This window comes from Actinomycetota bacterium, assembly GCA_040905475.1.
GTDB lineage: Bacteria > Actinomycetota > AC-67 > AC-67 > AC-67 > DATFGK01.
This window is the reverse complement of the sequence record JBBDRM010000010.1, coordinates 1-22,408: the sequence shown is the minus strand read 5'-3', so window position 1 is coordinate 22,408 and position 22,408 is coordinate 1. Positions and strand designations below refer to the sequence as shown.

23 protein-coding genes and 1 other RNA gene are annotated in these 22,408 nt (G+C 66.5%); 16 read left to right on the top strand and 8 right to left on the bottom strand.

What is annotated here, in order from left to right; all coding sequences use genetic code 11:
- Nucleotides 1-317 precede the first annotated feature (317 nt).
- From ffs to recR, 4 genes are all read left to right on the top strand, one after another.
- An RNA gene (ffs, locus tag WEB06_00960) (signal recognition particle sRNA large type) lies at nucleotides 318-580 on the top strand.
- Between the two features lie 74 nt (nucleotides 581-654).
- Entirely contained in the window at nucleotides 655-1,107 is a 453-nt protein-coding gene (locus WEB06_00955; GenBank protein MEX2554184.1) for a hypothetical protein, read from the top strand.
- Nucleotides 1,108-1,173: 66 nt separating this feature from the next.
- The gene (gene dnaX / locus WEB06_00950) at nucleotides 1,174-2,853 is read left to right on the top strand and encodes a DNA polymerase III subunit gamma/tau (protein ID MEX2554183.1); all 1,680 of its coding nucleotides are present in this window, start codon (nucleotides 1,174-1,176) and stop codon (nucleotides 2,851-2,853) included.
- On the top strand, nucleotides 2,853-3,446 hold the full coding sequence (gene recR / locus WEB06_00945) for a recombination mediator RecR (protein ID MEX2554182.1): 594 nt from the start codon (nucleotides 2,853-2,855) through the stop codon (nucleotides 3,444-3,446). The genes dnaX and recR overlap by 1 nt, the downstream gene beginning before the upstream one ends.
- Here the strand turns inward: recR and WEB06_00940 are convergent.
- The gene (locus tag WEB06_00940; protein ID MEX2554181.1) at nucleotides 3,443-4,822 is read right to left on the bottom strand and encodes an MFS transporter; all 1,380 of its coding nucleotides are present in this window, start codon (nucleotides 4,820-4,822) and stop codon (nucleotides 3,443-3,445) included. The two genes, recR and WEB06_00940, sit on opposite strands and share 4 nt — an antisense overlap.
- Before the next feature lie 152 nt (nucleotides 4,823-4,974).
- On the opposite strand from WEB06_00940, the gene WEB06_00935 reads away from it, so the two are divergent.
- From WEB06_00935 to WEB06_00920, 4 genes are all read left to right on the top strand, one after another.
- Complete coding sequence (locus WEB06_00935) at nucleotides 4,975-5,616, top strand: glycerol-3-phosphate acyltransferase (protein ID MEX2554180.1); 642 nt, start codon at nucleotides 4,975-4,977, stop codon at nucleotides 5,614-5,616.
- Between the two features lie 51 nt (nucleotides 5,617-5,667).
- Nucleotides 5,668-6,918, top strand: coding sequence for an aspartate kinase (locus WEB06_00930; protein MEX2554179.1), 1,251 nt, complete (start codon nucleotides 5,668-5,670; stop codon nucleotides 6,916-6,918).
- A 40-nt stretch (nucleotides 6,919-6,958) separates the two neighbouring features.
- Complete coding sequence (locus WEB06_00925) at nucleotides 6,959-7,999, top strand: aspartate-semialdehyde dehydrogenase (protein ID MEX2554178.1); 1,041 nt, start codon at nucleotides 6,959-6,961, stop codon at nucleotides 7,997-7,999.
- A gap of 90 nt (nucleotides 8,000-8,089) precedes the next feature.
- A complete protein-coding gene (locus WEB06_00920; protein ID MEX2554177.1) occupies nucleotides 8,090-10,249 on the top strand; it encodes a hypothetical protein in 2,160 nt (719 codons plus the stop codon).
- Nucleotides 10,250-10,304: 55 nt separating this feature from the next.
- On the opposite strand, the gene WEB06_00915 is transcribed toward WEB06_00920, so the two are convergent.
- Entirely contained in the window at nucleotides 10,305-10,868 is a 564-nt protein-coding gene (locus tag WEB06_00915; GenBank protein ID MEX2554176.1) for a L,D-transpeptidase, read from the bottom strand.
- Between the two features lie 266 nt (nucleotides 10,869-11,134).
- Here WEB06_00915 and WEB06_00910 point away from each other — a divergent pair, with 266 nt between their 5' ends.
- Nucleotides 11,135-11,461 (top strand): hypothetical protein, encoded by a 327-nt coding sequence (locus tag WEB06_00910; protein MEX2554175.1) that lies wholly within the window; start codon nucleotides 11,135-11,137, stop codon nucleotides 11,459-11,461.
- 20 nt (nucleotides 11,462-11,481) lie between these two features.
- Here WEB06_00910 and WEB06_00905 read toward each other — a convergent pair whose 3' ends face one another.
- On the bottom strand, nucleotides 11,482-12,231 hold the full coding sequence (locus tag WEB06_00905; GenBank protein ID MEX2554174.1) for an enoyl-CoA hydratase/isomerase family protein: 750 nt from the start codon (nucleotides 12,229-12,231) through the stop codon (nucleotides 11,482-11,484).
- An 88-nt stretch (nucleotides 12,232-12,319) separates the two neighbouring features.
- Here WEB06_00905 and WEB06_00900 point away from each other — a divergent pair, with 88 nt between their 5' ends.
- The gene (locus tag WEB06_00900) at nucleotides 12,320-12,751 is read left to right on the top strand and encodes a hypothetical protein (GenBank protein ID MEX2554173.1); all 432 of its coding nucleotides are present in this window, start codon (nucleotides 12,320-12,322) and stop codon (nucleotides 12,749-12,751) included.
- Here the strand turns inward: WEB06_00900 and WEB06_00895 are convergent.
- The 3 genes from WEB06_00895 to WEB06_00885 form a co-directional block, all read right to left on the bottom strand.
- Nucleotides 12,748-13,698 carry a sensor histidine kinase gene (locus WEB06_00895; protein ID MEX2554172.1) on the bottom strand — a complete coding sequence of 317 codons (951 nt, stop codon included), beginning with the start codon at nucleotides 13,696-13,698 and terminating at the stop codon, nucleotides 12,748-12,750. The genes WEB06_00900 and WEB06_00895 overlap by 4 nt on opposite strands.
- A gap of 103 nt (nucleotides 13,699-13,801) precedes the next feature.
- Nucleotides 13,802-14,824: a hypothetical protein gene (locus WEB06_00890; GenBank protein MEX2554171.1), complete on the bottom strand. Its 1,023-nt coding sequence runs from the start codon at nucleotides 14,822-14,824 to the stop codon at nucleotides 13,802-13,804.
- Nucleotides 14,825-14,863: 39 nt separating this feature from the next.
- Nucleotides 14,864-15,730: a patatin-like phospholipase family protein gene (locus WEB06_00885; GenBank protein MEX2554170.1), complete on the bottom strand. Its 867-nt coding sequence runs from the start codon at nucleotides 15,728-15,730 to the stop codon at nucleotides 14,864-14,866.
- Nucleotides 15,731-15,810: 80 nt separating this feature from the next.
- Between WEB06_00885 and WEB06_00880 the strand changes: the two genes are divergently transcribed.
- A complete protein-coding gene (locus WEB06_00880) occupies nucleotides 15,811-16,005 on the top strand; it encodes a hypothetical protein (protein MEX2554169.1) in 195 nt (64 codons plus the stop codon).
- Here the strand turns inward: WEB06_00880 and WEB06_00875 are convergent.
- Together WEB06_00875 and WEB06_00870 are read right to left on the bottom strand one after the other, a co-directional pair.
- Complete coding sequence (locus tag WEB06_00875) at nucleotides 16,002-17,057, bottom strand: S-adenosylmethionine:tRNA ribosyltransferase-isomerase (protein ID MEX2554168.1); 1,056 nt, start codon at nucleotides 17,055-17,057, stop codon at nucleotides 16,002-16,004. The two genes, WEB06_00880 and WEB06_00875, sit on opposite strands and share 4 nt — an antisense overlap.
- 11 nt (nucleotides 17,058-17,068) lie before the next feature.
- Nucleotides 17,069-17,770: an SDR family oxidoreductase gene (locus tag WEB06_00870; protein MEX2554167.1), complete on the bottom strand. Its 702-nt coding sequence runs from the start codon at nucleotides 17,768-17,770 to the stop codon at nucleotides 17,069-17,071.
- 80 nt (nucleotides 17,771-17,850) lie between these two features.
- Between WEB06_00870 and soxR the strand changes: the two genes are divergently transcribed.
- The 5 genes from soxR to WEB06_00845 all read left to right on the top strand — a co-directional run.
- Nucleotides 17,851-18,318, top strand: coding sequence for a redox-sensitive transcriptional activator SoxR (soxR, locus tag WEB06_00865; protein MEX2554166.1), 468 nt, complete (start codon nucleotides 17,851-17,853; stop codon nucleotides 18,316-18,318).
- A 95-nt stretch (nucleotides 18,319-18,413) separates the two neighbouring features.
- Nucleotides 18,414-20,423, top strand: coding sequence for a SpoIIE family protein phosphatase (locus WEB06_00860; protein ID MEX2554165.1), 2,010 nt, complete (start codon nucleotides 18,414-18,416; stop codon nucleotides 20,421-20,423).
- Nucleotides 20,416-20,769 carry an STAS domain-containing protein gene (locus WEB06_00855; GenBank protein MEX2554164.1) on the top strand — a complete coding sequence of 118 codons (354 nt, stop codon included), beginning with the start codon at nucleotides 20,416-20,418 and terminating at the stop codon, nucleotides 20,767-20,769. The genes WEB06_00860 and WEB06_00855 overlap by 8 nt, the downstream gene beginning before the upstream one ends.
- A gap of 104 nt (nucleotides 20,770-20,873) precedes the next feature.
- Nucleotides 20,874-21,926: an LLM class flavin-dependent oxidoreductase gene (locus WEB06_00850; protein MEX2554163.1), complete on the top strand. Its 1,053-nt coding sequence runs from the start codon at nucleotides 20,874-20,876 to the stop codon at nucleotides 21,924-21,926.
- Nucleotides 21,927-21,962: 36 nt separating this feature from the next.
- Nucleotides 21,963-22,408, top strand: a 446-nt coding sequence (locus WEB06_00845; GenBank protein MEX2554162.1) for an ATP-binding cassette domain-containing protein, incomplete at its 3' end; no start/stop codon positions are given.

Sequence of the window (22,408 nt, the reverse complement as noted above, 5' to 3'; positions counted from 1 at the left end):
GGGGGCACGAGCTTCCTTAGGGGGTTGGGCTGACATGGCTCGGTGGGCGAAGGGATCGGATCGGGCGTCTCTATCGTTGGAGCTGTCGAGGGTGAGCCAGTGGCCCGGGCACCCGGCGTGGGGCTCCGGTTTGTGCAGCCTGCGACCAACAGCAAGGCTGAGATCAATCCGATTTCTACGCGAGCCGCTCGACCTGGCATGGATACCTCGATTGCTCGACTCTTCGACGGTGGAGGGGCGCGATCGACCTGTCAATGCCCGAAAGGGAAGTCGGCGGATGCTCGTCTCGGTACCGCCATCTATACTGCCCGGCGTGGCCGTGCTAGGCGGGGAGCCAGCGGTGCCCTGTACCCGCAATCCGCTTCAGCGGGGCTGAATCCCCGCCCGCGGACCGCGATCGTGAGAATGCCCCGCAACGGGGGTGTTGAAGGCCAGGTCTTGCGCAACGTCACCCTGTGAACTCCGTCAGGTCCGGAAGGAAGCAGCGGTAAGCGGGCAATGGCGTGTGCCGCGAGGGTGCCTGGCCGGAGCCCAACGCACGGGAAGCGCTCGTGGTCACGGGACAACGGCGGGTGCACGGCCACACTCTTCTACGGCGCCCGGCCCTGCGAAACGGGAGCAGGGAGACGGCCCGGGACGCGGAACAATGAAGACATGGCCCGCATGGCGGGGATCCTCATCGTCTTGGCGGTCGTGGCGATCATCGTCTGGTCGTTCAGCGGCGTCGCTCGCGGCCTCGCAGCGGGCCGCCGGAGCCGCGCGAAGCCGGGCCACTACGAGTTCGACTCGACCTACAACAAAGCTTACCGGCGGATCAAGGGCGTCAAAGGGCCATCAGAGGATCAAGAGGGGATCCTGCAGTTCATCGAGTCGCGAACCGGCGTCGAGGCTTTCCTGGAACCCAAGACCGTCGCCCACCCGCTCTCGGTCGTCCTCGTGGCTTCGGACGGCGAATGGAAGCGCTTCGAGCTGGCAGAGGACACCTACATCCGCCACGTGTCGAAGGAGCTCGGGATCCCCGTGTTCGACGCCGCGCGGGTGGGATACCCGCAGCGGATGCGCGACTACAAGCGCCCGCCCAAGCCCACCGACGAGGGGCCTGCCTGAGGCGCAGTCCCTCCCGGAAGATAGAATCGTTGCGGTCTTCCCCCCGCTCGAATCGAGGCGCTTCGTATGAGCAACGCCCTCTATCGCCGCTGGCGTCCCCGAACCTTCACCGACGTCGTCGGCCAGGAACACGTCACCGAGACCCTGCGCGCCTCGATCCGCGAGGGCAGGATCTCGCACGCCTACCTGTTCAGCGGCCCCCGCGGAACCGGCAAGACGAGCACCGCCCGGATCCTCGCGAAGGCGTTGAACTGCGCGTCGGGCCCGACCCCCGATCCCTGCGATACCTGCGAGTCGTGCATCGCGATCAACGGGGGCATCTCCCTTGACGTCATCGAGATCGACGCCGCGTCCCACGGCGGGGTCGACGACGTCCGGGTACTTCGCGAGAACGCCGTCCTCGCGCCAGCGCTCGCCCGGAAGAAGGTCTACATCGTCGACGAGGCCCACATGGTCTCGACGGCCGGCTGGAATGCGTTCTTGAAAACCGTCGAGGAGCCGCCGGATCACATCGCCTTCGTCTTCGCCACAACCGAGCCGAACAAGGTGCTGCCGACGATCGTCTCGCGATGCCAGCGATTCGAGTTCCGCCGCGTGTCGACCGCTGCGATCGCCGATCACCTCGGAAAGATATGCGCCGAGGAGGGCTTCACCGCCGACGCGGCCGCACTCGACCTGATCGCCCGCCACTCTGAGGGAGGCGTGCGGGACGCTCTCTCCCTGCTCGACCAGCTTGGCGCCGGCGGCTCGGTCACCGCGGACGTCACGCGTCGGCTGCTCGGCGGCGCGCCGACCGACATCCTCTTCGATTTCACCGATGCGCTCGCGGCTCGCGATACAGGCTCCGCTCTCCGCGCGCTCGCCGGGATCGTCGATGAGGGCGGTGACATCCGCCAGTTCGTCCGGCAGGTGCTCGAGCATCTCCGCGCGCTGTTCGTCATCCAGCGGGTCGACGACCCGACCGACCTGGTCGACGTCACCGAGGAGACGCTCGCGCGGCTGACCGCGCAGGCCGACCGCTTCCGCGGCGAGGCCCTCGTCCACGCGCTCCGTCTCTTCGCCGATGCCCAGGCCGAGATGCGCCAGCAAGCGCCGCCCCGCCTGACGACCGAGGTAGCCGTCGTGCGCGCCACCGTCCCCGAGGCAGACACGACCGCCGAGGCGGCTCTCGCCCGTATCGAGCGCCTCGAGCGACTCCTCGACGTCGGCGCGACGCCAGGCGCTCCGGCCCGCCCGGAGCCACCGCGTGAAGCCGAAGCCCCCGCGCCGCGCGCCAAGCCCTCGCGCAAGGACGAAGGGGAACCACCCAAGAAGCCCGCCAAACGATCGGCTACGGAAGCCGCGGCGGCGGCACCTCCCGCGCCCCGTCCCGCCGCCGTCGGACTCGTCGACCTCGACAAGATCAAGCGCGACTGGTCGCTCGTTCTCGAGGAGGTCCGCAAGGTCCGCAAGAGCCTTCACGCCCTTCTGGCCGAGGGCCGCCCTCGCTCGCTCGACAGCGACGAGCTGCAGCTCGAGTGCCGGTACGAGTTCCACGCTCGTCAGCTCGGCGAAGCTCGCAACGCGGCCGTCATCGCCGAAGCTTTGCGTTCGGTGTTCGGCGTGTCGCTCCGCATCCGAACCACGCTCGGCGACGCGCCGGTCGAGCAGCCAGTGGAGGACGAGGTCAGCGACGAGTCGGCCGACCCGATCGACGTGCTGTCGTCGCGGCTCGGGGCCGAGGTGATCGAGGAGACCGAGGACTAGTGTTCGAGGGCCCGGTCCAGGATCTGATCGACGCGTTCCGTCGGCTTCCCGGCGTCGGCTCGAAGTCCGCGCAACGTCTCGCGTTCCATCTTCTGCGCGCGCCGGCCGAGGAAGCGAACGCCCTCGCCGACGCGATCCGCTCCGCGAAGGAGAAGGTCGCGATCTGCGGCGAATGCTTCAACGTGTCGGAGGGGGAGCGCTGCAAGTACTGCCGTGACGCGCGGCGCGATGGCACGATCATCTGCGTCGTGGAGGAACCGGCCGACATCGTCGCCGTCGAGCGAACCCAGGAATTCCGAGGCCGCTACCACGTCCTCGGTGGGCACATCTCACCGATCGACGGCATCGGTCCCGACGATCTCCACATGCGTGAGCTCATCGAGCGGATCGGCCGCGGCGAGGCGAAGGAAGTCATCCTGGCGACGAACCCCACCGTCGAAGGCGAGGCAACGGCGATCTATCTCGCCAATCTCTTGAAGCCGCTCGGCCTGCGCGTCACGAGGATCGCGAGCGGCCTCCCCGTCGGCGGCGACCTCGAGTACGCAGACGAGGTCACGCTCGGTCGCGCCCTCGAGGGGCGCCGCGAGCTCTAAGCGTCGTCCATCTCTTTCCCGCGAACCCCGCCGACCCCCGCCATGATGAGGCCACCCGCCATGAGGAGCGCGATCTGATAACGGTCGGCGCGGTAGTCGATCACCGGGATGCGGATGCCGCGCCGGAACACCTGCCCAACGACGCCGCTGGCCACGCCGCCGAACACGAGCGAGGCGCGAACGAAGATGTGCACGAAGGCCATCACACGTCCTCGCATCGCATCGGGGGTCCGGGCCTGTACCAGGCTCATCGAAAGGATCAGGCTCACGCTGAAGCTCGTCCCGAACACCAGGGCCATGAGGTAGGCGATCCACAACCACGGGAACACCGCCATAAAGATCAGAACCGCCCCCATGCCGAGAAGAGCCCCTCGGATCATCCACTTGGTCCCTTGCTCGGGTTTGATCTGCGAGACGACGAACCCGGCCACCATCCCCGCCCCGAAGATGCCCATGAGCCAGCCGAACTCGACCTCCGAGCCCCCGAGCGACTCCGTGATGTAGCCGATCCCCAAGGCGAATAACACTCCGCCGCCGAGCATCCCGAGCGATACCGCGTACGCCAGCCCCCGATGGAGCGGCGATCGGCGGATGAACCGCGCGCCGTCCCTCAAGCTCTGCCAGAAGGGCTCAGGCTGCTCGCTCTCATGCTTGAGCGTGGGAAGGCTGATCCGCGCGATCAGTGCCGCCGAGATCAGGAACGTGAACGCATCGAAAACGAATGCGAATGCGTACGGCTCACCCAGGACTTCGCCCCCCGGCAAGAACCCCGGATAGTGGCCGGCCGCGACGGCGAGGAGCGCGAACAAAGGGCCGGACAACGGGATCCCCGCGAAGGACGATCCCATGACGACCGCGTTCGCCGGCTCGAGGTGCTCGGAGCCGACGAGGTTCGGAATGCTCGCGTCTCGCGCCGGCAAGAACACCAGCGAGAAGCACTCATGCGTGAAGGCGAAGACGTACAGCGCCCAGAGCTCCGGCACGAAGGGCGTGAAGATCAACACCGCGAACCGCGCCACGTCGCTCCAGATCATGATCCGCTTGCGATCCATGCGATCGGAGAGCACCCCACCGATGGGTGTGGCGAAGAACGATGGGACGAGCCGCAGGATCAGGACGCCGACGACCGCCGCCGGCTCGCCCGGAGCGATCGCGCGTGCGGCGGCGATGAACGCGAGCGTGCCGACCCAGTCGCCGAGCGCGGAGATCGCCTGGCCCCAGAAAAGCAATCGGAAGTCTCGGATCCGGAAGACGGCTTTGAAGCCGTCCAGCGCGATCCCGCCCTTCGGCATCGGCTTGGGGCCGGGTAGCCCCGGCTGCTTGGGCCCGGTCGGCCGTTCGGCGTCGTCGTCCGGTGGGCGCGGAACGCTCGCCATCAGCGGGTGGGCACGCTGCGCGGCCGGGCGCGTTCGATGTGATGGAATAGGGGCCGCTTCGCCCGGCAGCATGGCCGTCGATCGGGGATCTTCAAGTCGATGAGACATTATCCAGGCACGACGAAACGAGTCCACCACCCCGGGCATCCGTGATGCGTACGGTCGCCTGGGTGGTACTCGCGTACCTGGTCGGGACGATCCCCTCCCCGTACCTCCTGGCACGGATCGCGGCACGGCAGGATCTCATCGATGAGATGCGCCGTCAGGACTCGCCCGGAGACGCGCATTTCATCGTGGCGAAGAAGATGTCCGGCGCCATGGGCGTCCTCGCGATCGTGCTCGACATCCTCAAGGGATTCGTGCCGGCGTTGGTAGCGCGAGCCGGTGGGGAGGATGCGGGCACGCTCGCGTGGATCGGGGTGGCCGCAGTCGCCGGCCACTCGTATCCGCCGTACTTCCGTCGATCCGGCGGCCGCGGACTGACAACGGCGGCCGGTGTCTCCTTGGTGATCGTTCCCAAGGCGATGGTGGGAAGCGGCGTGATCGCGCTCGCGGGGACCTTGGGGAAGCTGGGTGGCTTCGGCACCAGCGTGGGGTTCGGACTCCTGCCGCTGTTCGCTCTCCTGTTCGGCTACGAGGCGGTTCTGGTCTTCATGACCTCCGGGATCGTGGGGCTCATCATGATCCGGCGACTGGAGGGTCTCGAGGAGGACCGGCGTGACGGAGTCCCCATCCCTCGCGCGATCCTCGGTCGTCTCTTGTTCGACCTGCCTCGCGGGAAGCGAGATCTGTGAGCCCGAGAAACCGGCTCGCGGCCGCCCATCTCCCCTGATACAACGAACGCGATGCCGGTCATAGTTCAGAAGTTCGGCGGAACGAGCGTCGGTACGGCCCAACGGATCAAGGCGGTCGCGCGCCGCGTCGTCGAGACGCGCATCGACGGCTACGACGTCGTTGTTGTCGTCAGCGCGATGGGACACACCACGGACGAGCTCGTAGGGCTCGCATCGGAGATCACGCCGATGCCGCCGCCTCGCGAGCTGGACATGCTCCTCACCGCGGGGGAGCGGATCTCGATGGCGCTCCTCGCGATGGCCATAAGCTCTCTCGGCCACGACGCCGTCTCGTTCACCGGCTCGCAAGCGGGGATCATCACCTCATCCGAGCACGGCCGGGCGAAGATCATCGACGTGCGGGCTGCGCGGATCCAGGAGGCGCTCGGCCAGGGGAAGGTCGTTATCGTCGCCGGGTTCCAGGGCGTCTCTACGACGGCCGACGTCACGACGCTCGGACGCGGCGGGTCCGACACCACGGCCGTGGCGCTGGCAGCGGCCCTGACCGCTGAGTCCTGCGAGGTCTACACCGACGTGGACGGCGTCTACACTGCCGATCCGCGGATCGTCCCGGACGCTCGCGTGTTGCACGCCGTCTCGTACGAGGAGATGCTGGAGATGGCGGCGTCGGGCGCCCGCGTGCTGCAGTTGCGATCGGTGGAGTACGCGCGGAACCACGGCGTTCTTCTGAGGGTGCGGTCCAGCTTCAACGAGACCACGGGAACCTGGGTCCGGGAGGAAGACGAGCGGATGGAGAAGGCGATCATCTCGGGCGTGACGCACGACGTCTCAGAGGCCAAGCTGACGATCCAAGACGTCCCCGATCGTCCCGGCATCGCTGCCCGCGTCTTCCAGCGCATGTCCGACGAAGGCGTCAACGTCGACATGATCGTTCAGAACGTCTCCACCGAAGGGACGACGGACATCTCTTTCACGGTTCCGCGCGAAGACGGCCTCCGTGCCAAGGCGTCGATCGACGCCGAGCTCCGAGATATCGGCGCCGCGGGTGTGACCTACGACGAAGGGATCGGAAAGGTCTCGCTCGTCGGCGCCGGCATGAAGAGCCACCCGGGTGTCGCGGCGACGATGTTCGCGGCGCTCGCGGATGCCGGCGTCAACATAGAGATGATCTCTACCTCGTCCATCCGCATCTCTTGCGTGGTCCGCGAGGCCGACGTCGTCAAAGCGGTTCGTGCCGTCCACGACCGTTTCCGCCTCTCCGATGAGGTCATCCTCCGGGAGAGCCACCCCGGCCCCGCGTAACCCGCCGCGACCCCGCACGGGGCCGGGTATCCTTGCCGCGATGCCTTCAAACGTCGCCGTCGTCGGTGCCACCGGCGCGGTCGGAACCGAGATGCTCCGCATCCTCGCCGAGCGGTCGTTCCCGCTCGCGCAACTGCGGCTCATCGCGACGGCCCGCAGCGCCGGCAGGCGGATCACCCATGAAGGTGAAGAGTTCGTCGTCGTAGAGATCTCGGACCGCGCGTTCGAAGGCATCGATGTCGCGCTCTTCGACACTCCCGACGATGCCGCGCTGGAATGGATCCCTCGCGCGAAGGCAGCCGGAGCAGTCTGCATCGACAATTCGGCTGCCTGGCGGATGGACGATGAGGTTCCGCTCATCATCCCTGAGATCAACGCCGACGCCGTGCAAGAACATCGCGGGGTGATCGCGAATCCGAACTGCACCGCCGTGACGCTGCTGATGCCGCTCGCGCCGCTCCACCGGGCCGCGGGATGCACCCGTGTCGTCGCTGCAAGCTATCAATCGGTATCGGGAGCCGGCGTCGCCGGTGTCGAGGATCTCTATGAGCAAACCGAGAAGCTCCTCCCCGAACGCGACGCCGTGCGTCGGGGCCGCGTCGATGGCTTCGTTCCGGCCGGACGCGCGTTCGCTCATCCGATCGCGTTCAACGTCATCCCTCACGTCGGATCGTTCGATGCCGCGGGGACGACGAGCGAGGAGCGGCGTGTGGCCGAGGAGACCTGCAAGATCCTCGGCGCCACGATCGACGTGTTCTCGACGTGTGTCCGTGTCCCTTCGATCGCCGGACACGGCGTGGCTGCGTGGGCAGAGTTCTCCCGCCGAGTCGCGCCCGACGAGGCTCGTCGGGTGCTCGCCTCAGCCGAGGGAGTCGCAGTTGAGGATGAGCCCGGCTCCAACCGATACCCCACGATCCTCAGCGCCGCGGGTGAAGACAAGGCTTTCGTCGGGCGGATCCGATCTGATCCGGCGAATGCCCACGCGCTGGCCTTCTTCTCGACGTGCGACAACCTTCGCAAGGGCGCAGCGCTCAATGCCGTCCAGATCGCGGAACTGCTGGTCGCGCGCGGTTTGATCTGATAGCGGGATCCGGTCGGGAGGATTCTCGGCTGCGCGGAGCGAAGTCAGAATCAGCGGCTGTTCGCCGCTGCTGTCCCCTCCGGAGGCACTATGACTCGCAGGACGCTCGCATTGGTCGTGGTGATCGCGCTGTCCGGAGTCCTCTCTGTTGCGCCCGCCGGACCGGCCGCCAACCGCTTCACCCAAGCCCGTGGGGTCGATCCCGTAGTGCTGTCGGGGGCCCAATTTCCAACCTGGTCGGCCGGCCCGGAGCTGACCTTCCGAGAGCCGCAGACGCCGACCAACTACGAGACGGTCGATCAGCAGGGCCAGCTGCCCGAAGCTTTGCGCAGCGACTGCTATGCGCCGGGCCAGAACCCGTACGACCCCGACGACCCCGGAGACCACAACTGCAGCCAGGCCCCTCGCGTGGCTGTTTACGGAACACCGGGCCGAACGGGGGCGCCGATCTCCCGGCTCCTTGGGTATCGCTGGCTGGGGTCGTCTTTTGAGCAGATCCCTCTGCAGGTGGACGAGCGGTTCACGCGCTATCTGTCGAACAACGTGTCGGGGTTCGCCTTTTACTCCGGCGTCGATCAGCACTTGACCTACGCCTTCGATCGCGAGGGGTATCGCTTCACCGACAACGACCCGGCCGACGAGTGCCGTCCGATAGCCCGACCAGACCCGAGGTACGGCGGTCAACGGATAGTGGCGGAACCCGACCCGCTGCCCGGACTCGACGACAACGACGAGATCGTGTTCATGGTTCGATCGACCGGTGAGCAGGCACCGTCGGGCGCAGCGCTCCCGACGGGGATCGAATCCGCTTCCGAAGTCGTCGTCGTCGACCCATCCGACCCCGGGGTCCTTCGATACGCGTATGTGATGCTCGCCGCGGACGGCGGCCCCGTTCCGGCGTTCGACGCGAGCAACGGTTTCGTGCGCTATCAGCCCGACGCGAACGCGCAGTCGGTCTTCGTTTTCTCGGAATCGTCCTACGAAGACTACGGAGCAGCGCCGAAGGGGCCGTATTGCCTGAGCGATGGCACGCCGACCGGAGAGATCGGTCAGCGCCGGCCGCTCGACACGGCGTGGATCCGGACTCCTCGCTACGCATTCCGTTACGACGGCCGCTGGCTGATGACCGAGCTTCATGTCTCCGGAGATGCGCACGGCGATTGGACCTACGGTCCCGACCTCATCGATCGATGGAAGGCTCGCGCGTTCCAGCAGGATCCATCCTCCGAAACCCCTTGCTGTGGCTACGAGGAGGAGGATACGAACTGGGGCGGCTCTGGGATCCTCCTCGGCGAGCGTGCGGGCCCGGTGCGAACCATCCGCGAGACGTGGGGTGCCGACTCCAGTACCAACAACGTGCGTCGCGAGACCTTCTATCGCGATGTGATCCTCTTCTCCGACGCTCTTCGGGTGCATCCCATCCCACCTTTGGACGGCATCTACACGCAGTGGGACTACAACGCGGAGCTCGTCGCCCGGTACTACAACCCGATCGTCACGGACGGCGTAGAAATCGATGGAAAGAACGACGAGGTGTTCGGCAACCTGGACGATCCTTGCAACGCCCAGTACGACGACCTCGACGAAGGAGTCACCGAACTGTATCGGGATGCCTACGAAGCCGCCGGTCTCTGCGAGGCCGTCGAGTATCACCAAAGCGTAGACGTGTCGGATCCCACGCATGGGATCCCGAACGGCGGCCTGCAGTGGGAGGAGGTCGACGGACCGCACGGGACGCTCGTCACACGATGGAGCATCCGCGAGGTGACCCCCGGCGGAGCGGCCCACTCCGTGGTCTCGGTTCCCTACTACCGAGACGACTCGTGCTTCGACGACGGGACCGGAACCGATCCGGGGCCGCGCCGTCTAGAGCGCAGCTCGACCGAGCTCCAGACCTACAGGATTCCGGGGAGCACGATTGATCTTGCGCGAAAATGCTGGGAGCCTTCCGACGGACTCCCCGATGTCTCCTTCGTTGCCGGACCGCAGCCGCTCGATCCGGGCGACCCCGGTTCGGCGATGATCGGTGACGAGTACGGCGACGAGCGCTATTTCCAAGGCGACATCGGCGCACACGGGATCCATATCTTGTTCGTCGCGGAGTCGGACAACCTTGCCCTCACGGTTCCTACGACCGAGATCGTGGCGCAACAACGGATGGTCATCCTGCCCGGCGATCAAGGGAACGTCGGCGAGCGGTACGGGTACTCGACCGAATTCCCGCTCGTCGCGCTGGTGCGCCCTCTCTAGACGGGCCGACGCCCGCGGGAGGGGGAGTCCCGCGGGCGTCTGGGGGGCTGTTCGTTCAGTGGATCCAGACCGGAGTTCCGACCTTCGCCCACTTGAATAGTTGTTCTGCGTCCCCGACGTCGACCCGTATGCATCCATGGCTGTCGGGGGTGCCGAGCTTCGCGGCGCCGATGTTGTACGAGGATCCGTCCTTGTGCGGAAGCTGGTGGAGGAAGTAGCCCTCGAAGAAGCGCATGGCGTAGGGCATCCACACGGACCACTTGCGCGACCAGCGATCCTTGTACTTCTCGAGGATCTTGTAGTGACCGGGCGGCGTCTCGTAGCCTTCGCGGCCTGTCGAGATGACGAATCGGTAGATGATCTTGCCATCACGCCATGCCGTGAGCCGCTGTCCCTTGATCGACACCTCGATCAAACGGCCGGCCGGATTGGCGGAGTCGGGGTTCAGCATCTTCGGCGCAGGATCCGGGTCCGACGGAGCTTCGGTCGGGGGAGCGGTGGGAAGAACGGGGACCGGGTCGGCCGGCTCCTTTGCGCCGGACTTGTTCGAACCGGAGACGAACGTCGTTCCCGCCGCGAGCAATGCGGCGAGGGCCATGATCCGGATCCAGCGTGTCATTTCATCCCCTCGATCAGAACGTGCCGTAACGCCTGAGATTAGAGGTCCGATCCTGGGTGAACCTCGGCCGTTCGTGCATGCTTGGGGTACCGGGCGGACGCTGTACGGAAGGGCAGGCCCGGCTTGATCGGCTGGGGGTCGGGTATGCTTCATAGATCCTGCACTCTCGGGGGAGACGTGCCGATGCCTCGACCAGCCGAACCAAGCTCTACGCATATCACGTTCACGCGAAGGTTTCTCCGGCCGGCGAAAGTTCGGGTGTAGACATGGGAAACGGTAGCTTCTCTCTCTCCGTCTCGAGTCGCGGCAACGACTTCGTCATCGGCGGATCAGGGACGCTGAATCTGGAGGGTGTTGCGTCGCTGCGCCAGGCGGTGGAGGAGAGCTGCAAGAAAGAGGGGGCCGGCGTTCTTCTCGACCTGATGCTCGTCTCCGAGCTTCATCCGGCCGTGGTCATGCACCTCGTGGAGACAGCGGATTTCTGCCGCGGGCTCGGCGTGCCTTTCTCCGTTACCTTCGGCCCGGATCTGTTGCCAGTCCTGAACGGAGCCGGGTACGACGCGGATCTCATGCCGCTCGCCAACGAGCAGTGACCCGTCTCAGGGCGTAACCCCTACGCACTGCCGAGCGTGCGGTCGATGAATCTTCGAACCGACTCGCGTGTCTCGGAGGAAGCCCACACGGCCATGCCTTCGTCGTCGATCGGACCGGCCGTGCGGGCCCGCTCTGCGAACGGATCTCGCAGGCTTCGCTTCGTGAGCGCGAACGTGGCGGCCGGGATCGAAGCGAGGCGCCGGGCGATCACCAGCGCTCGCTCCATCAGCTGATCGGGCGCCACGATCTCATCGACGAGCCCTAAGACGAGCGCTTCATCGGGTGTGGCGAGGCGACCCGAGTAGATCAGGCGCTGCAGATGGGGCGCTGGGACGGCGAACCGGACGATCTCGAGCGCCCAAGCCGGGAACGGCACTCCTACCTTGAGCTCGGCAAGGCCGAGGCGATGATCTCCCGAGGCCATGATCCGGTGGTCGCACGCCAGCGCGATGACACACCCACCCGCGATCGCGTGGCCGTTGATCGCTGCGACGACAGGCCGAGAGATCGTGAACATCCGCTCGAACGCGCGCGAGGCGTGTGGGCGAGCGGCCTCGACGTAGTGGCTCCCTTCCTCGAGGAGCCGGATAAGGTCCGCTCCGGCAGAAAAGGCGGGACCGGTGCCGGTGAGAACGATCGCCTGTGCCCGACCCTCGACATCGTCGAGCGTATCGGCCAGCGCCGCGAGCAGCTCGGCGTCGAGAGCATTGACCGGGCCGTGCTCGATGCGCAGGATCGCGATCTCTTCCTTGAAGGTCTTGTCGATCACGGCCGCATCCTACGTGGGCGAAGGCCGGGCTTTCCCGGGAACGCCGGCTCGGTGCATCATTCGGTCTCCATCGCGAACAGGGGGCTCCATGTCCGACGCTCACGATCACGTCATCGAAACTGGGAAGGGAAGCTTCAACCTGAGCGAGCTTGGGCCGTTGATGCCGGGCATGGCCGAGATCATGCCGCTCGTCGGCTCCCGGATCTGGAAGTGCTATTACGCGGGCAAGGCGCGCAACGTGCCGCTCGCCCGCTTCCAGCTGAAGGAAGCGGTGAACCTCATGGAGAAAGGCGCGTTCCTCCGCCCCAAATACACCGAGAACATGGACAAGTTCATCTCGACCGAAGTCGCCGCGGTGAAGAAGGCGATCGAGGAAGAGGATTGGGATGCGTTCGAGACTTCGTTCAAAGAGATGGTAGATCAGGCGAACGCGTATCACGACGTCTACGACAAGCCGTATCTTCGATGGAAGATGCCGGATGAACCCCCGCCCGATCTGGATATGACGCCGCGCGCCTAGCGGCGCGCCATATGGATCCGCACGATGGAACCGCCCGGGTACGAACGTACCTGAACGAGATCGCAGAGCTGGTTCACGATCCATAGGCCGAGGCCGGTTTCCTGCTCTGGGGCGGGAGCTACACGGCCGACGAGCGGCTGGTCGATGTGCCCGTGGTCGCTGATCTCCGCTACCAGCGTTTCTCCGTCTCGCCACGTCCGAAAGGTGCCTCGGCCGCCGGAATGACGAAGCGTGTTGGTGGCGACTTCGTTGATCGCGAGCACGAGGTCGCGGGTGCGGTTCCGGTCGAGGCCGAAGTCGGCGGCAAGGCCGGAGACGAGCAGACGAAGAGCTTCGAGCTGTCCCGGCGCGACCTCGAAGACCTCCTCAACGACACGAGGCTCGGGGAGCGCGGCGTCGAACGGTTGGGCGATGGCCCCAAGTCCTCGGTAGACAGAGCTCGCGGCGCCGAGTCCGTCACCGCCGACGAGCGGGTGGCTTCGGAGGGCCTCGTCTATGACCGCAGCATCGAAGGCCTCGGTGTCGTAAGGGCAGAGGATCCAGGCCGGGGCGCCGTCGAATGCCAGGTTTATCAAGGACTCATGACGTTGCGCCTCGACGATCTCCTGCGGCGTCCGACCCGCCCAGATCGGCTCGCCGATCCCTCGAACCGCGCCCCCATCCGCCCGCCCGTTCACGAATTCTTGCCAGACGGGGATGATGCGGGCCGGGTTGCGTCCGATCTCCCCCATATCGGCGAACAGAACCTCATCGGCATCGCTTCCGAGTGCGTCGCGAAGGAGTTCGATCTTGGAAGAGACAACGACCACAAGAACGGGCTCGACGGCTTCGAGACCAGCCCGAATGAACGTCGTCATCGCCTCGACGAACGCATCTTGGCCGGCGTACAGATGAGCCTCGTGGCGAAACGCGCGTGTTGACCCTCGGTTCGAGGTCGTGGTCGTCATTGCTCCCGCCGGGAAAAGCCTAGGACCATTGTTTCCCCGTTACAACGGGTCGGAAACAGGCGATCGACACAGGTTTCGGCGCATGAGCTTGCTCCGCTGAGGGTCAATGGCTGTGCTCTGAGGCGGTCGTCGCCCGGTCGGCGATCCAGTGGTCGATCTGCTCCCACCATCCGAAGAGCCACTCGATGAGCTGGTCGCGGTCGTGGGGAACGTCGTTCGGAGGGATGCGCCAGTATCGAGCGTGGATCGGGTGTGAGAAGGGGATGCGGCTCCAGAGCTCCTTGATGGATCCGACGTCTTCGAGGACCGAATGCGCCACGAAGACGATATCGGCGTCCTTCGCGCTTTCGATGGCCGCCATGACTCCGTTGTGTCGCGGCGGCAGCACGTAGGTCATCCTCTCGGCTCGTTCCGCAGAGCGAAGGTGTCCCTTTCCGCGGAGGTAGTCGATGGCGCGAAGCCGGACACGCGGCGTGAAGTCCTTGCCTTCCGGGAAGAGCACGAAGGCGTCTTCATCCCCGAGCCCCGAAGCGAGGCCGCCGATCGCGTTCGTGTAGAGCTCGCGCCTCGTCGGATCGTGCTTGATGAATCGGTTGGGAACGCGGTTGAGCATCACGTCGTACAAGGGTTCCCATTGGAGCTTCGCCAACATCACGATCCGGGGCCGGCGTTTGTACCCGACGAGGATCGTGCCGATCAGGAGCAGCGAATTGCCCGGGCCCGCGTGACGACAGAAGACCAGGATGGGGCCGGGCCTCGGGACGGGCCGGTCTTCGATGAGGATGCGCATGCGGAAAAGCTTCCGCACGGTGCGATCCATGGTCCGCAGCCACCAGCGCATGAACCAGTAGTGCGCCGCCTGCATCTGCGGGGATCGGAGCCAAAGCCCGAGGCCGCTCGCGATCCAGAGGCCGAACATCGCGAGGAGTCCGGCGACCTCGAGCGCGACGTAGGCGACGACGAACGCGGTCAGGCGAAGCGTGCGCCAGTTGCCGGGCAGGATCAGGTCGGCGACGGCCGCGGCCAGCAGCAAGATGGGGGACACGCTGAGGAGCGCGAGACAGAGCGCGAAACCGAGTGGTGCGAGAACCAGACGCCGAACGATACGTGGCGGTAGTCGATCCACCCGGTCCTCCCGTTCCTCTGGGGCGGACGATACCCCTGCTCAGACCGTTGGGCGAGGAATCGAGGTTCCGTCCAGGTAGTCGACCGCGGCGCGGTAGGCCCGGTCGATGCGCCGAGCCACGGCACGGAAGTCCCGGTAGTTCAGCTGGGTGAGCTTCGGGGACTTGGGCTCGCCGGTAGGCAGGACGTGGGCGGTGACGCCCTGTGGCAAGGTTGCGAGATCGCGCGCGAACCGGTGGCGTCGAGCGATCTCGAACGCGACGAGGCCGACCTGGAGTGGGGTCTTCGGAGGGGTCAACGGACTTTCGATCCGGCCCACCTGAAGAACGTAGATCTCGGTCGCGCCGAGTTCGACGGCCCGCGAGATCGGGATGCTGTTGACGATCCCGCCGTCGACGAAGTGCTCGCCGTTGATCGTTACAGGAGGGAGGACGGCCGGCACGGCCGCCGATGCCAAGATCGCGTCGACGAGCGGCCCCTCGGAGAACCAGTGCTCCGCGGCGCGCTCGATCGATGCGGCAACGCACTGGAACGGGACGGTGAGATCCTCGAACCGGCTCGCCGGGAGGAGCTTCTCGAGAAGCTCGCGCAAGGCCTGGTTCGAATGCATGTGGGTGCGGCTGCGCACGAGATTCGCCGCGCCGGCGAAGATCGAACCACCGAAGATGCGTTCGTCGTCCAGACCGAGCCATATCTCCCGCAGGCGAGCCACCGTCTCCAGCGTGGGGGCGAACGCCACTGCTGCGCCGTTGAGAGCGCCGACGGAGGTTCCCAGGATGAGCTCGGGCCGGATGTCCCGCTCGATGAGCGCACGGAGCATGCCGACCTCCGCCGCGCCGTTGTGGCCTCCTCCGCCCAGGACGAAGGCGACCCGGGGGTGTCGAGGAGAGCGGGACCGAGGAGGCATGGCCGGGACATCATAGGGCCCGCTCCGGCGGGGCTTAGACTGGGGGACCGAGCCTTCACTGAGCCTTCTATGATGTGTGTATGGACCCGCTTGAGGAACTCGACGCATCGCTTGAGGATCGGGTCGCCGCGCTTCCGGAGCGGAAACGCAAGATGATGCGGCTCCGGCTCGGGCTCGCCGACGGCCGCCAATGGGATCTCCGCGAGATCGCGCGCGAGTTCGACACGGATCGGGATGAGGTGCGAGCCATCGAGGCTGAGTTCTTCCGCGACTAGCCTTCACGTTCCGGGAGCAGCAAGGTCAGGTCGCCGAACTCGTGCCAAAGATACCGATGCTCGAGCGCGGCATCGTAGGCTCGCTGGACCATCCCCGGGCCGACAACCGCCTCGAGCAGCAGGAGATGGCTTGCGTCCGGCGTGTGCATCCCGGTCACGAGGCCGTTCACAACCCGCGCAGGGTGGTCCGAGCTGAGTACCAGATCCGTCCATCCGCGCGCCGGCGCGATGGAGCCGTCGCGCACCGCTGCCGATTCAAGCGCCCGAACGACCGTGGTCCCGACCGCGATCACCCGGCCTCCGGCTCTGCGCGTCCAGTCGACGAGGTTGGCGGTCGCGGCCGCAACGCGGAACCGCTCGGCGATCGGGGGCTCGCCGAACTCCTGCGATGAGACGCCTGTGTGGAGCACGATCGGCGCGATCGCGATCCCGGACGAGACCAGCCGGGTCACGAGCTCGGTCGTGAACGGACGAGCCGCACTCGGCATCTCTGCGCTTCCGGGTTCGTTCGCGAAGACGGTCTGATAAAACGCCGCCGGCCAGCGCCCGGAGATGTATCCGTAGGTGATCGGTCGGCCCTCTCGGGCAAGAAGTCTGGTGATCTGGCCGCCGCCGATCCGCGCGCGCCATAGCCGCGTGCCGCGGTGAGGGAGGACGTTCGCTTCTTGCGACGGATACTGAGTGTCGAGGGTCAAGGTCGTTCCCCTCGGCAGCCTTAAGATTTCTCCTGGGGCGGCGTCCAGCACCGGCTTCGCCGCGCGCGGCGCGGTGCGTAGCTCGACGACCCATGTTCCGTCCTCGAGCGGGGACGAGAAGTGGACGACCACGGGCCCTCCGTCCGCTCGAAGGGCGTCGAGGGCCGCGTTCACGGTGCCGGATGTATTGACGACGAGCAGGTCCCCCGCCTCCAGGAAGCGACCGATGTCGCGGAATCGAGCGTGCTCGATGCGGTCGGGATCGACGACGAGGAGGCGAACCTCGTCGCGGGCCAGGCCCCGGGCCTCGGCCGGCGCTGCGGCCGACAGCTCGTCCGGCAGTTCGAAGCGCGTCATCGGCGCGGCCTTCATGGAACCACCGGCGCCGAGAGGATGTCCGACGCTCGATACCGTCCGCTCGGGGGCCGAGCCTCGATGAGGTGGATGAACGCAGGGACGACCGTGGCCGGCTCGGGCCGATCCGAGATGTCCTCGCCGGGGAAGGCTTGCTGATGCATCTGGGTACGCATGTCACCCGGGTCGAACGCGTACACGTCGAGGCTCGGATGCTCCACGGCCAACACTGCCGTCATCTGGTCGAGCGCAGCTTTCGCCGAGCCGTAGCCGCCCCACCCCGGGTACGGCTCGACCGCCGCATCCGAGCTGACGTTGACGACGACACCGTCGGACGCCGCGAGCAGGGGCAAAGCCAATTGGGTCAGCACGAGCGGAGAGAAAACGTCCACCTCGTACACGCGGGAGAGCTCGCTGAGCGGGTAATGCTCGAGACGGGGTTGTGGGCTGGGGCCGAGGTGACTCGCGTTGTTCACCAGCAGATCGAGACGCCCAAGCCGCCCGGCGGCCGTGAGGAGGGCCTTGCGATGTGCCGGATCGGTGACGTCGCCCGGGATCGCGACGACTTCGGTGCGGGCCCTGAGCCCGAGACGCGCCTGTTCGAGAGCGTCTGCCCCTCGCGCGTCGATGACGAGCGTCCATCCGCGGTCGGCGAGTGCGTCCGCCAGCGCGAACCCGAGGCCGGCCGACGCCCCGGTGATGAGTGCGATGGTCATGTGTTCTCCCAATGGTTGTGGACCGTGCGGTACCTCATTGTGCAAGTTGAAGTCAACTTCAAGTCAAGTAGACTGGACCCGTGGATTCTTCGGATCTCCTGACCGTCGGTGAGGTGGCAGATCGCAGCGGGTTCGCTCCGTCCGCGCTGCGCTATTACGAGCGGGAAGGGCTGCTGCGAGCCCAGCGCACGGAGGGACATCAACGCCGGTATGAGCGAGGTGTCCTTCGACGGCTGGCGTTCATCCGTGCGGCCCGCAACATCGGTCTGGGCCTCGAGGAGATCCGGTCCGAACTCTCGAGGCTCCCGAAGTCGAGAACGCCCACCGTCGCCGACTGGAACAAGATCTCTCGCGGTTGGCGCCGGCGTCTCGACGGTCAGATAGAGGCGCTCGTCGCTCTGCGCGATGGGCTCGACTCGTGCATCGGCTGTGGGTGTCTGTCGCTGGTTCGGTGCCGGTTCTCGAATCCGCAAGACGTCGCCGCTGAGGACGGACCGGGAGCCGTCTACCTTCCCGTCGGCTTGCGGGAGCCGGTCGATCCCGGCTGAACTCGCACGAAGAGACTTGGGAAGCGTCCTACCCCGGCGTAGGCTCTCGCGCGACCGTGCGAAGGATCGAGCGTGGGTCCCTAGCCCCTCGCGCCGTGGAAGCCGCGGCGATCGGGGTTGTCTACTACGTCACGGCGAAGCTGAGCCTGCGGCTCGCGTTGGTCGGCGAGAGTGTAACGCCGCTCTGGCCGCCGACCGGGATCGCGCTCGTCGCGTTTCTCTGGTTCGGCTCTCGAGCCTGGCTGGGCGTCGCCGCCGCGGCGTTCCTCGTCAACCTTCCGATCAGCCCGAACGCGGCGGCCGCAGCCGGCATCGCCGCCGGCAATACCGTCGCGCCGTTGATCGCGCGACGGCTTCTGCAGGCCCTCGACTTTCGCGTGGAGCTCGACCGTCTGCAAGACGCGCTCGCTCTCGTGTTCGCGGGTGCGCTCGCGGCGATGACCGTGAGCGCTACCGCGGGGACCGTTTCGTTGCTGGCATCGGGAGCGGTGGAGGGGGCCGACTTCGCCTCGACGTGGTCGGTGTGGTGGACCGGAGACGCGATGGGCATCCTCGCGATCGCGCCGTTCCTCCTTAGCATCCGGCAAGTACGCGTGCGGGGCGCGCCTCCGATCGGACGTGTCGTCGAAGCGTTCGTTCTCTTCGGGGGCATCGCGGCGGCTTCGTTCTCTCTCCACGAGACTGCCCGGCCGGTGTGGGTGGTGGTGTTCCCGCTGTTGGGCTGGGTGGCGTGGCGATTCAAACAACGCGGAGCCGGACCCGCCGCCCTCATCGTGATCGTCACCGCGACTTGGGCGGCGGCTAACGACAGCGGTCCCTTCGCCGAGACCGGCAGCTTGCTGCAGAAGATGGTGATGCTTCAGGTCTTCAATGCTGCCGTTTCGTTCACATCGTTCTTCTTCGCGGCGATTGTTGCCGAACGAGAGCGAGCGGTGACCGAGCGACAACGCTCGATCGAGCGTGAGCGCGAGGTGCAAGCCCGGCTCTACGCGCGAGAGCACCAGATCGCGGAGACCCTCCAGCGAAGCCTGCTGCCGGAGCGGTTGCCGGACATACCCGACGTGCATGCTGCGGCGCGATACATCCCTGCGGCGAGCGAGCTGGAGGTGGGTGGGGATTGGTACGACATCATCCCCATGCATGACGGCCGATTGGGGCTCGGGATCGGCGACGTCGCGGGTCACGGTGTGGGCGCCGCTGCGGCGATGGGTCAGGTGCGGTCGGCGTTCCGGGCGTACCTTCTCGAAGGGTTGCCCCCTTCTCAAATCCTCGAGCGGCTGAACGCTTTGTTACGCGAGCTGCTCCCCGGGGCGATGGCGACCCTTGCTTGTGCCCAGCTGGACCCGGAGACGGGGATCATGCGCGTCGCCCGTGCCGGTCATCCGCCGCCACTTCTGCGCTCGGCGGACGGCGCCGTCCGCATCGTGGAAGGTGGTCTGGCTCCTCCGCTGGGGGTGATCCCCGTCATCGGTTCGGAAGAGGTGGAGATCGAGCTTCCCCTCAGTTCGACGCTTCTCTTCTACACAGACGGGCTCATCGAAAGACGCCGAGAGTCGTTGGACCAGGGGTTTCTGCGGCTGCAAGGAGTTCTGGCCGCCGCGCCCGAGGACCTCGACGCCGCGTGCGACCAGATCGTGGAAGAGTTGCTCGGCGACAATGGAGTGGCCGACGATGCGGTGTTGCTCGCGATCCGGCGCGTTTCGCTGGTCGGGCAACCGCTCCACCTCTCTCTTCCCGCGCAACCCGAACGGCTCGCCGGGATTCGGAGGATCTTGGGGCGCTGGCTCAGGCAGAACGGCTCTTCCCCGATGGACACGGCCGATATCCTCGTTGCCTGCACCGAGGCCTGCGCGAATGTGATCCAACACGCCTATCCCTCGAAAGATGGCCCAATCGACATCGTCGCCTCAGCCGACGGTGGCGCGATCACGATAGGCGTGCGAGACTTTGGTATCTGGATGCCCGAAGCATCCGCGAGCGATGGCTCGAATCGGGGATTGCTTCTCATGCGGGGACTCATGGACTCGGTCGACGTGGTATCTGGTCCCGAAGGCACGAACGTCCTGATGCGGCGTCGGGTCGGGGAGGCGGCGCAGCGTGGCTGACACCCTGTGCCGGGTCGAGGTCGATCGCTCCGCCGGGATCCCGGTTGCGCGGCTCGCCGGGGAGGTAGACGTCTCCAACGTGGATTACATCGCTGCCGAGTTGGAGGCCGCCGCCGGGAGAGAGCCGATCTTCGTGGTGGATCTCGCGAGGACCGACTACTTCGACAGCGCCGGCATCCGTCTGCTCTTCACCCTGGCCATCAGGCTGAAGACGCGCCGCCAGGAGCTCCGCGTGATCGTGCCGCCCGGCGCCATCGTCCGGCGCGTGCTCGAGATCACGGACTTCGTGCGGGTCGTTCCGGTCTTCGAAAGCCTCGACTCGGCGCTCGGCTCGCCTGCTGCATAGCGCCGGGACCAGCCGGATCGGATCAAGCCGCGGACCGGCGGACGTGTGGGCTGAGCCGGCCGTCGCCGGGCATACCATCCCGGCCCGAGACGTTGAGGAAAGAAATGGAACTAGGCGTCTATACCTTCGCGCAGCTCGAGCCCAACCCGTCCGACGGCGAGGCGATCAGCCCTGCCCAGCGGACGCGCGATCTTATGGAAGAGATCGAGCTGTCCGATCAGGTCGGGCTGGAGGTGTTCGCCGTCGGGGAGCACCACCGTCCGGACTTCGTCGTCTCCGCTCCCGCGGTCGTGCTAGGGGCAGCCGCGGTCCGGACCAAGAAGATCAGGCTTTCGAGCGCCGTCACGGTGTTGAGCTCCGACGACCCCGTGCGGGTCTTCCAGGACTTCGCCACGGTGGACCTTCTGTCGGGGGGCCGTGCTGAGATCATGGCCGGACGCGGCTCGTTCATCGAGTCGTTCCCGCTCTTCGGTTACGACCTGGAGGACTACGACGCGCTCTTCGCCGAGAAGCTGGAGCTGCTGGTACAGCTTCAGAAGTCGGAAAGGATCCGGTGGTCGGGCACGTTCCGGTCTGCGATCAACGACCTCGGCGTCTACCCACGTCCCGTTCAGGAGCAGATCCCTATCTGGGTGGCGGTCGGGGGCAACCCGGAGTCGGCCGTTCGAGCCGGGCGCCTCGGCCTCCCGATGGCGATCGCGATCATCGGGGGGATGCCGGAACGATTCAAGTACTTCGCCGACCTCCACCGCGAGGCTGCGCGACAGGCCGGCCACGCGCAACCGGCGCTGAGCATCAACTCGCACGGCTACATCGCCGACACGTCGCAGCAGGCGCTCGACGAATCCTTCCCGTCCGTGTCGAAGGTGATGAACCGGATCGGCCGGGAGCGCGGATGGTCGCCGATGACGCGCGCGCAGTACGACGCGGCGGCGACCATCCGGGGCGCGAACTTCGTCGGAAGCCCGCAGCAGGTGATCGACAAGATCCTCTTCCAGCATGAGATCTTCAACCACGACCGCTTCCTGGTTCAGTTCAGCGTCGGAACGATGCCGCACGGGAAGATCATGCGGTCCATCGAGCTGTTCGGGACCGAGGTCGCTCCCGTCGTCCGCGAGGAAGTCGCTCGACGCTCGGCCGCTGCTGCGACGGTCTGACCGCCGCGCCGCGGTGACCGCGCTACCCTCACCCCCATGATCACGATCGCCGGTCTTCGCCGTGAATTCGGCAGTCGCCGCCTGTTCGAGGGCGTGGACCTTCGGGTCGGGGCTCGCGATCGCATCGCGATTGTCGGACCGAACGGCTCCGGAAAGACCACGCTCTTCGAGATGATCGCCGGCCTACAGGAGCCCGACGCCGGTCGTATCGACGTGGTCAAGGGCGCGGTCATCGGATATCTCGCCCAGGAGACCGATGCGCTCCGGGGCCGGAGCGTTCTCGAGGAGGTCGTGGCGGCAGGCGCGGCGATGGATCTCGCCGGTCACCGGCTGGCCGTGCTCCAAGCGGAACTGGAGGAGATGCCGGATGGAGACGAGCGGCGGCGGTTGCTCGACGAGTATGCGCGCCTGCACGAGCAGTTCGATTCGCTCGGCGGCTGGTCGCTCGAGACGCAGGCCAAGCAGATCCTCGCCGGGCTCGG

What these genes read in the sequence shown, in the direction of transcription:
- WEB06_00955 (MEX2554184.1), top strand. Translation starts at nt 655, where the DNA reads ATGGCCCGCATGGCGGGGATCCTCATCGTCTTGGCGGTCGTGGCGATC.
- dnaX (MEX2554183.1), top strand. Translation starts at nt 1,174, where the DNA reads ATGAGCAACGCCCTCTATCGCCGCTGGCGTCCCCGAACCTTCACCGAC.
- WEB06_00940 (MEX2554181.1), bottom strand. Translation starts at nt 4,822, where the DNA reads ATGGCGAGCGTTCCGCGCCCACCGGACGACGACGCCGAACGGCCGACC.
- WEB06_00935 (MEX2554180.1), top strand. Translation starts at nt 4,975, where the DNA reads ATGCGTACGGTCGCCTGGGTGGTACTCGCGTACCTGGTCGGGACGATC.
- WEB06_00930 (MEX2554179.1), top strand. Translation starts at nt 5,668, where the DNA reads ATGCCGGTCATAGTTCAGAAGTTCGGCGGAACGAGCGTCGGTACGGCC.
- WEB06_00925 (MEX2554178.1), top strand. Translation starts at nt 6,959, where the DNA reads ATGCCTTCAAACGTCGCCGTCGTCGGTGCCACCGGCGCGGTCGGAACC.
- WEB06_00920 (MEX2554177.1), top strand. Translation starts at nt 8,090, where the DNA reads ATGACTCGCAGGACGCTCGCATTGGTCGTGGTGATCGCGCTGTCCGGA.
- WEB06_00915 (MEX2554176.1), bottom strand. Translation starts at nt 10,868, where the DNA reads ATGACACGCTGGATCCGGATCATGGCCCTCGCCGCATTGCTCGCGGCG.
- WEB06_00910 (MEX2554175.1), top strand. Translation starts at nt 11,135, where the DNA reads ATGGGAAACGGTAGCTTCTCTCTCTCCGTCTCGAGTCGCGGCAACGAC.
- WEB06_00900 (MEX2554173.1), top strand. Translation starts at nt 12,320, where the DNA reads ATGTCCGACGCTCACGATCACGTCATCGAAACTGGGAAGGGAAGCTTC.
- WEB06_00895 (MEX2554172.1), bottom strand. Translation starts at nt 13,698, where the DNA reads ATGACGACCACGACCTCGAACCGAGGGTCAACACGCGCGTTTCGCCAC.
- WEB06_00885 (MEX2554170.1), bottom strand. Translation starts at nt 15,730, where the DNA reads ATGCCTCCTCGGTCCCGCTCTCCTCGACACCCCCGGGTCGCCTTCGTC.
- WEB06_00880 (MEX2554169.1), top strand. Translation starts at nt 15,811, where the DNA reads ATGGACCCGCTTGAGGAACTCGACGCATCGCTTGAGGATCGGGTCGCC.
- WEB06_00875 (MEX2554168.1), bottom strand. Translation starts at nt 17,057, where the DNA reads ATGACGCGCTTCGAACTGCCGGACGAGCTGTCGGCCGCAGCGCCGGCC.
- WEB06_00870 (MEX2554167.1), bottom strand. Translation starts at nt 17,770, where the DNA reads ATGACCATCGCACTCATCACCGGGGCGTCGGCCGGCCTCGGGTTCGCG.
- WEB06_00850 (MEX2554163.1), top strand. Translation starts at nt 20,874, where the DNA reads ATGGAACTAGGCGTCTATACCTTCGCGCAGCTCGAGCCCAACCCGTCC.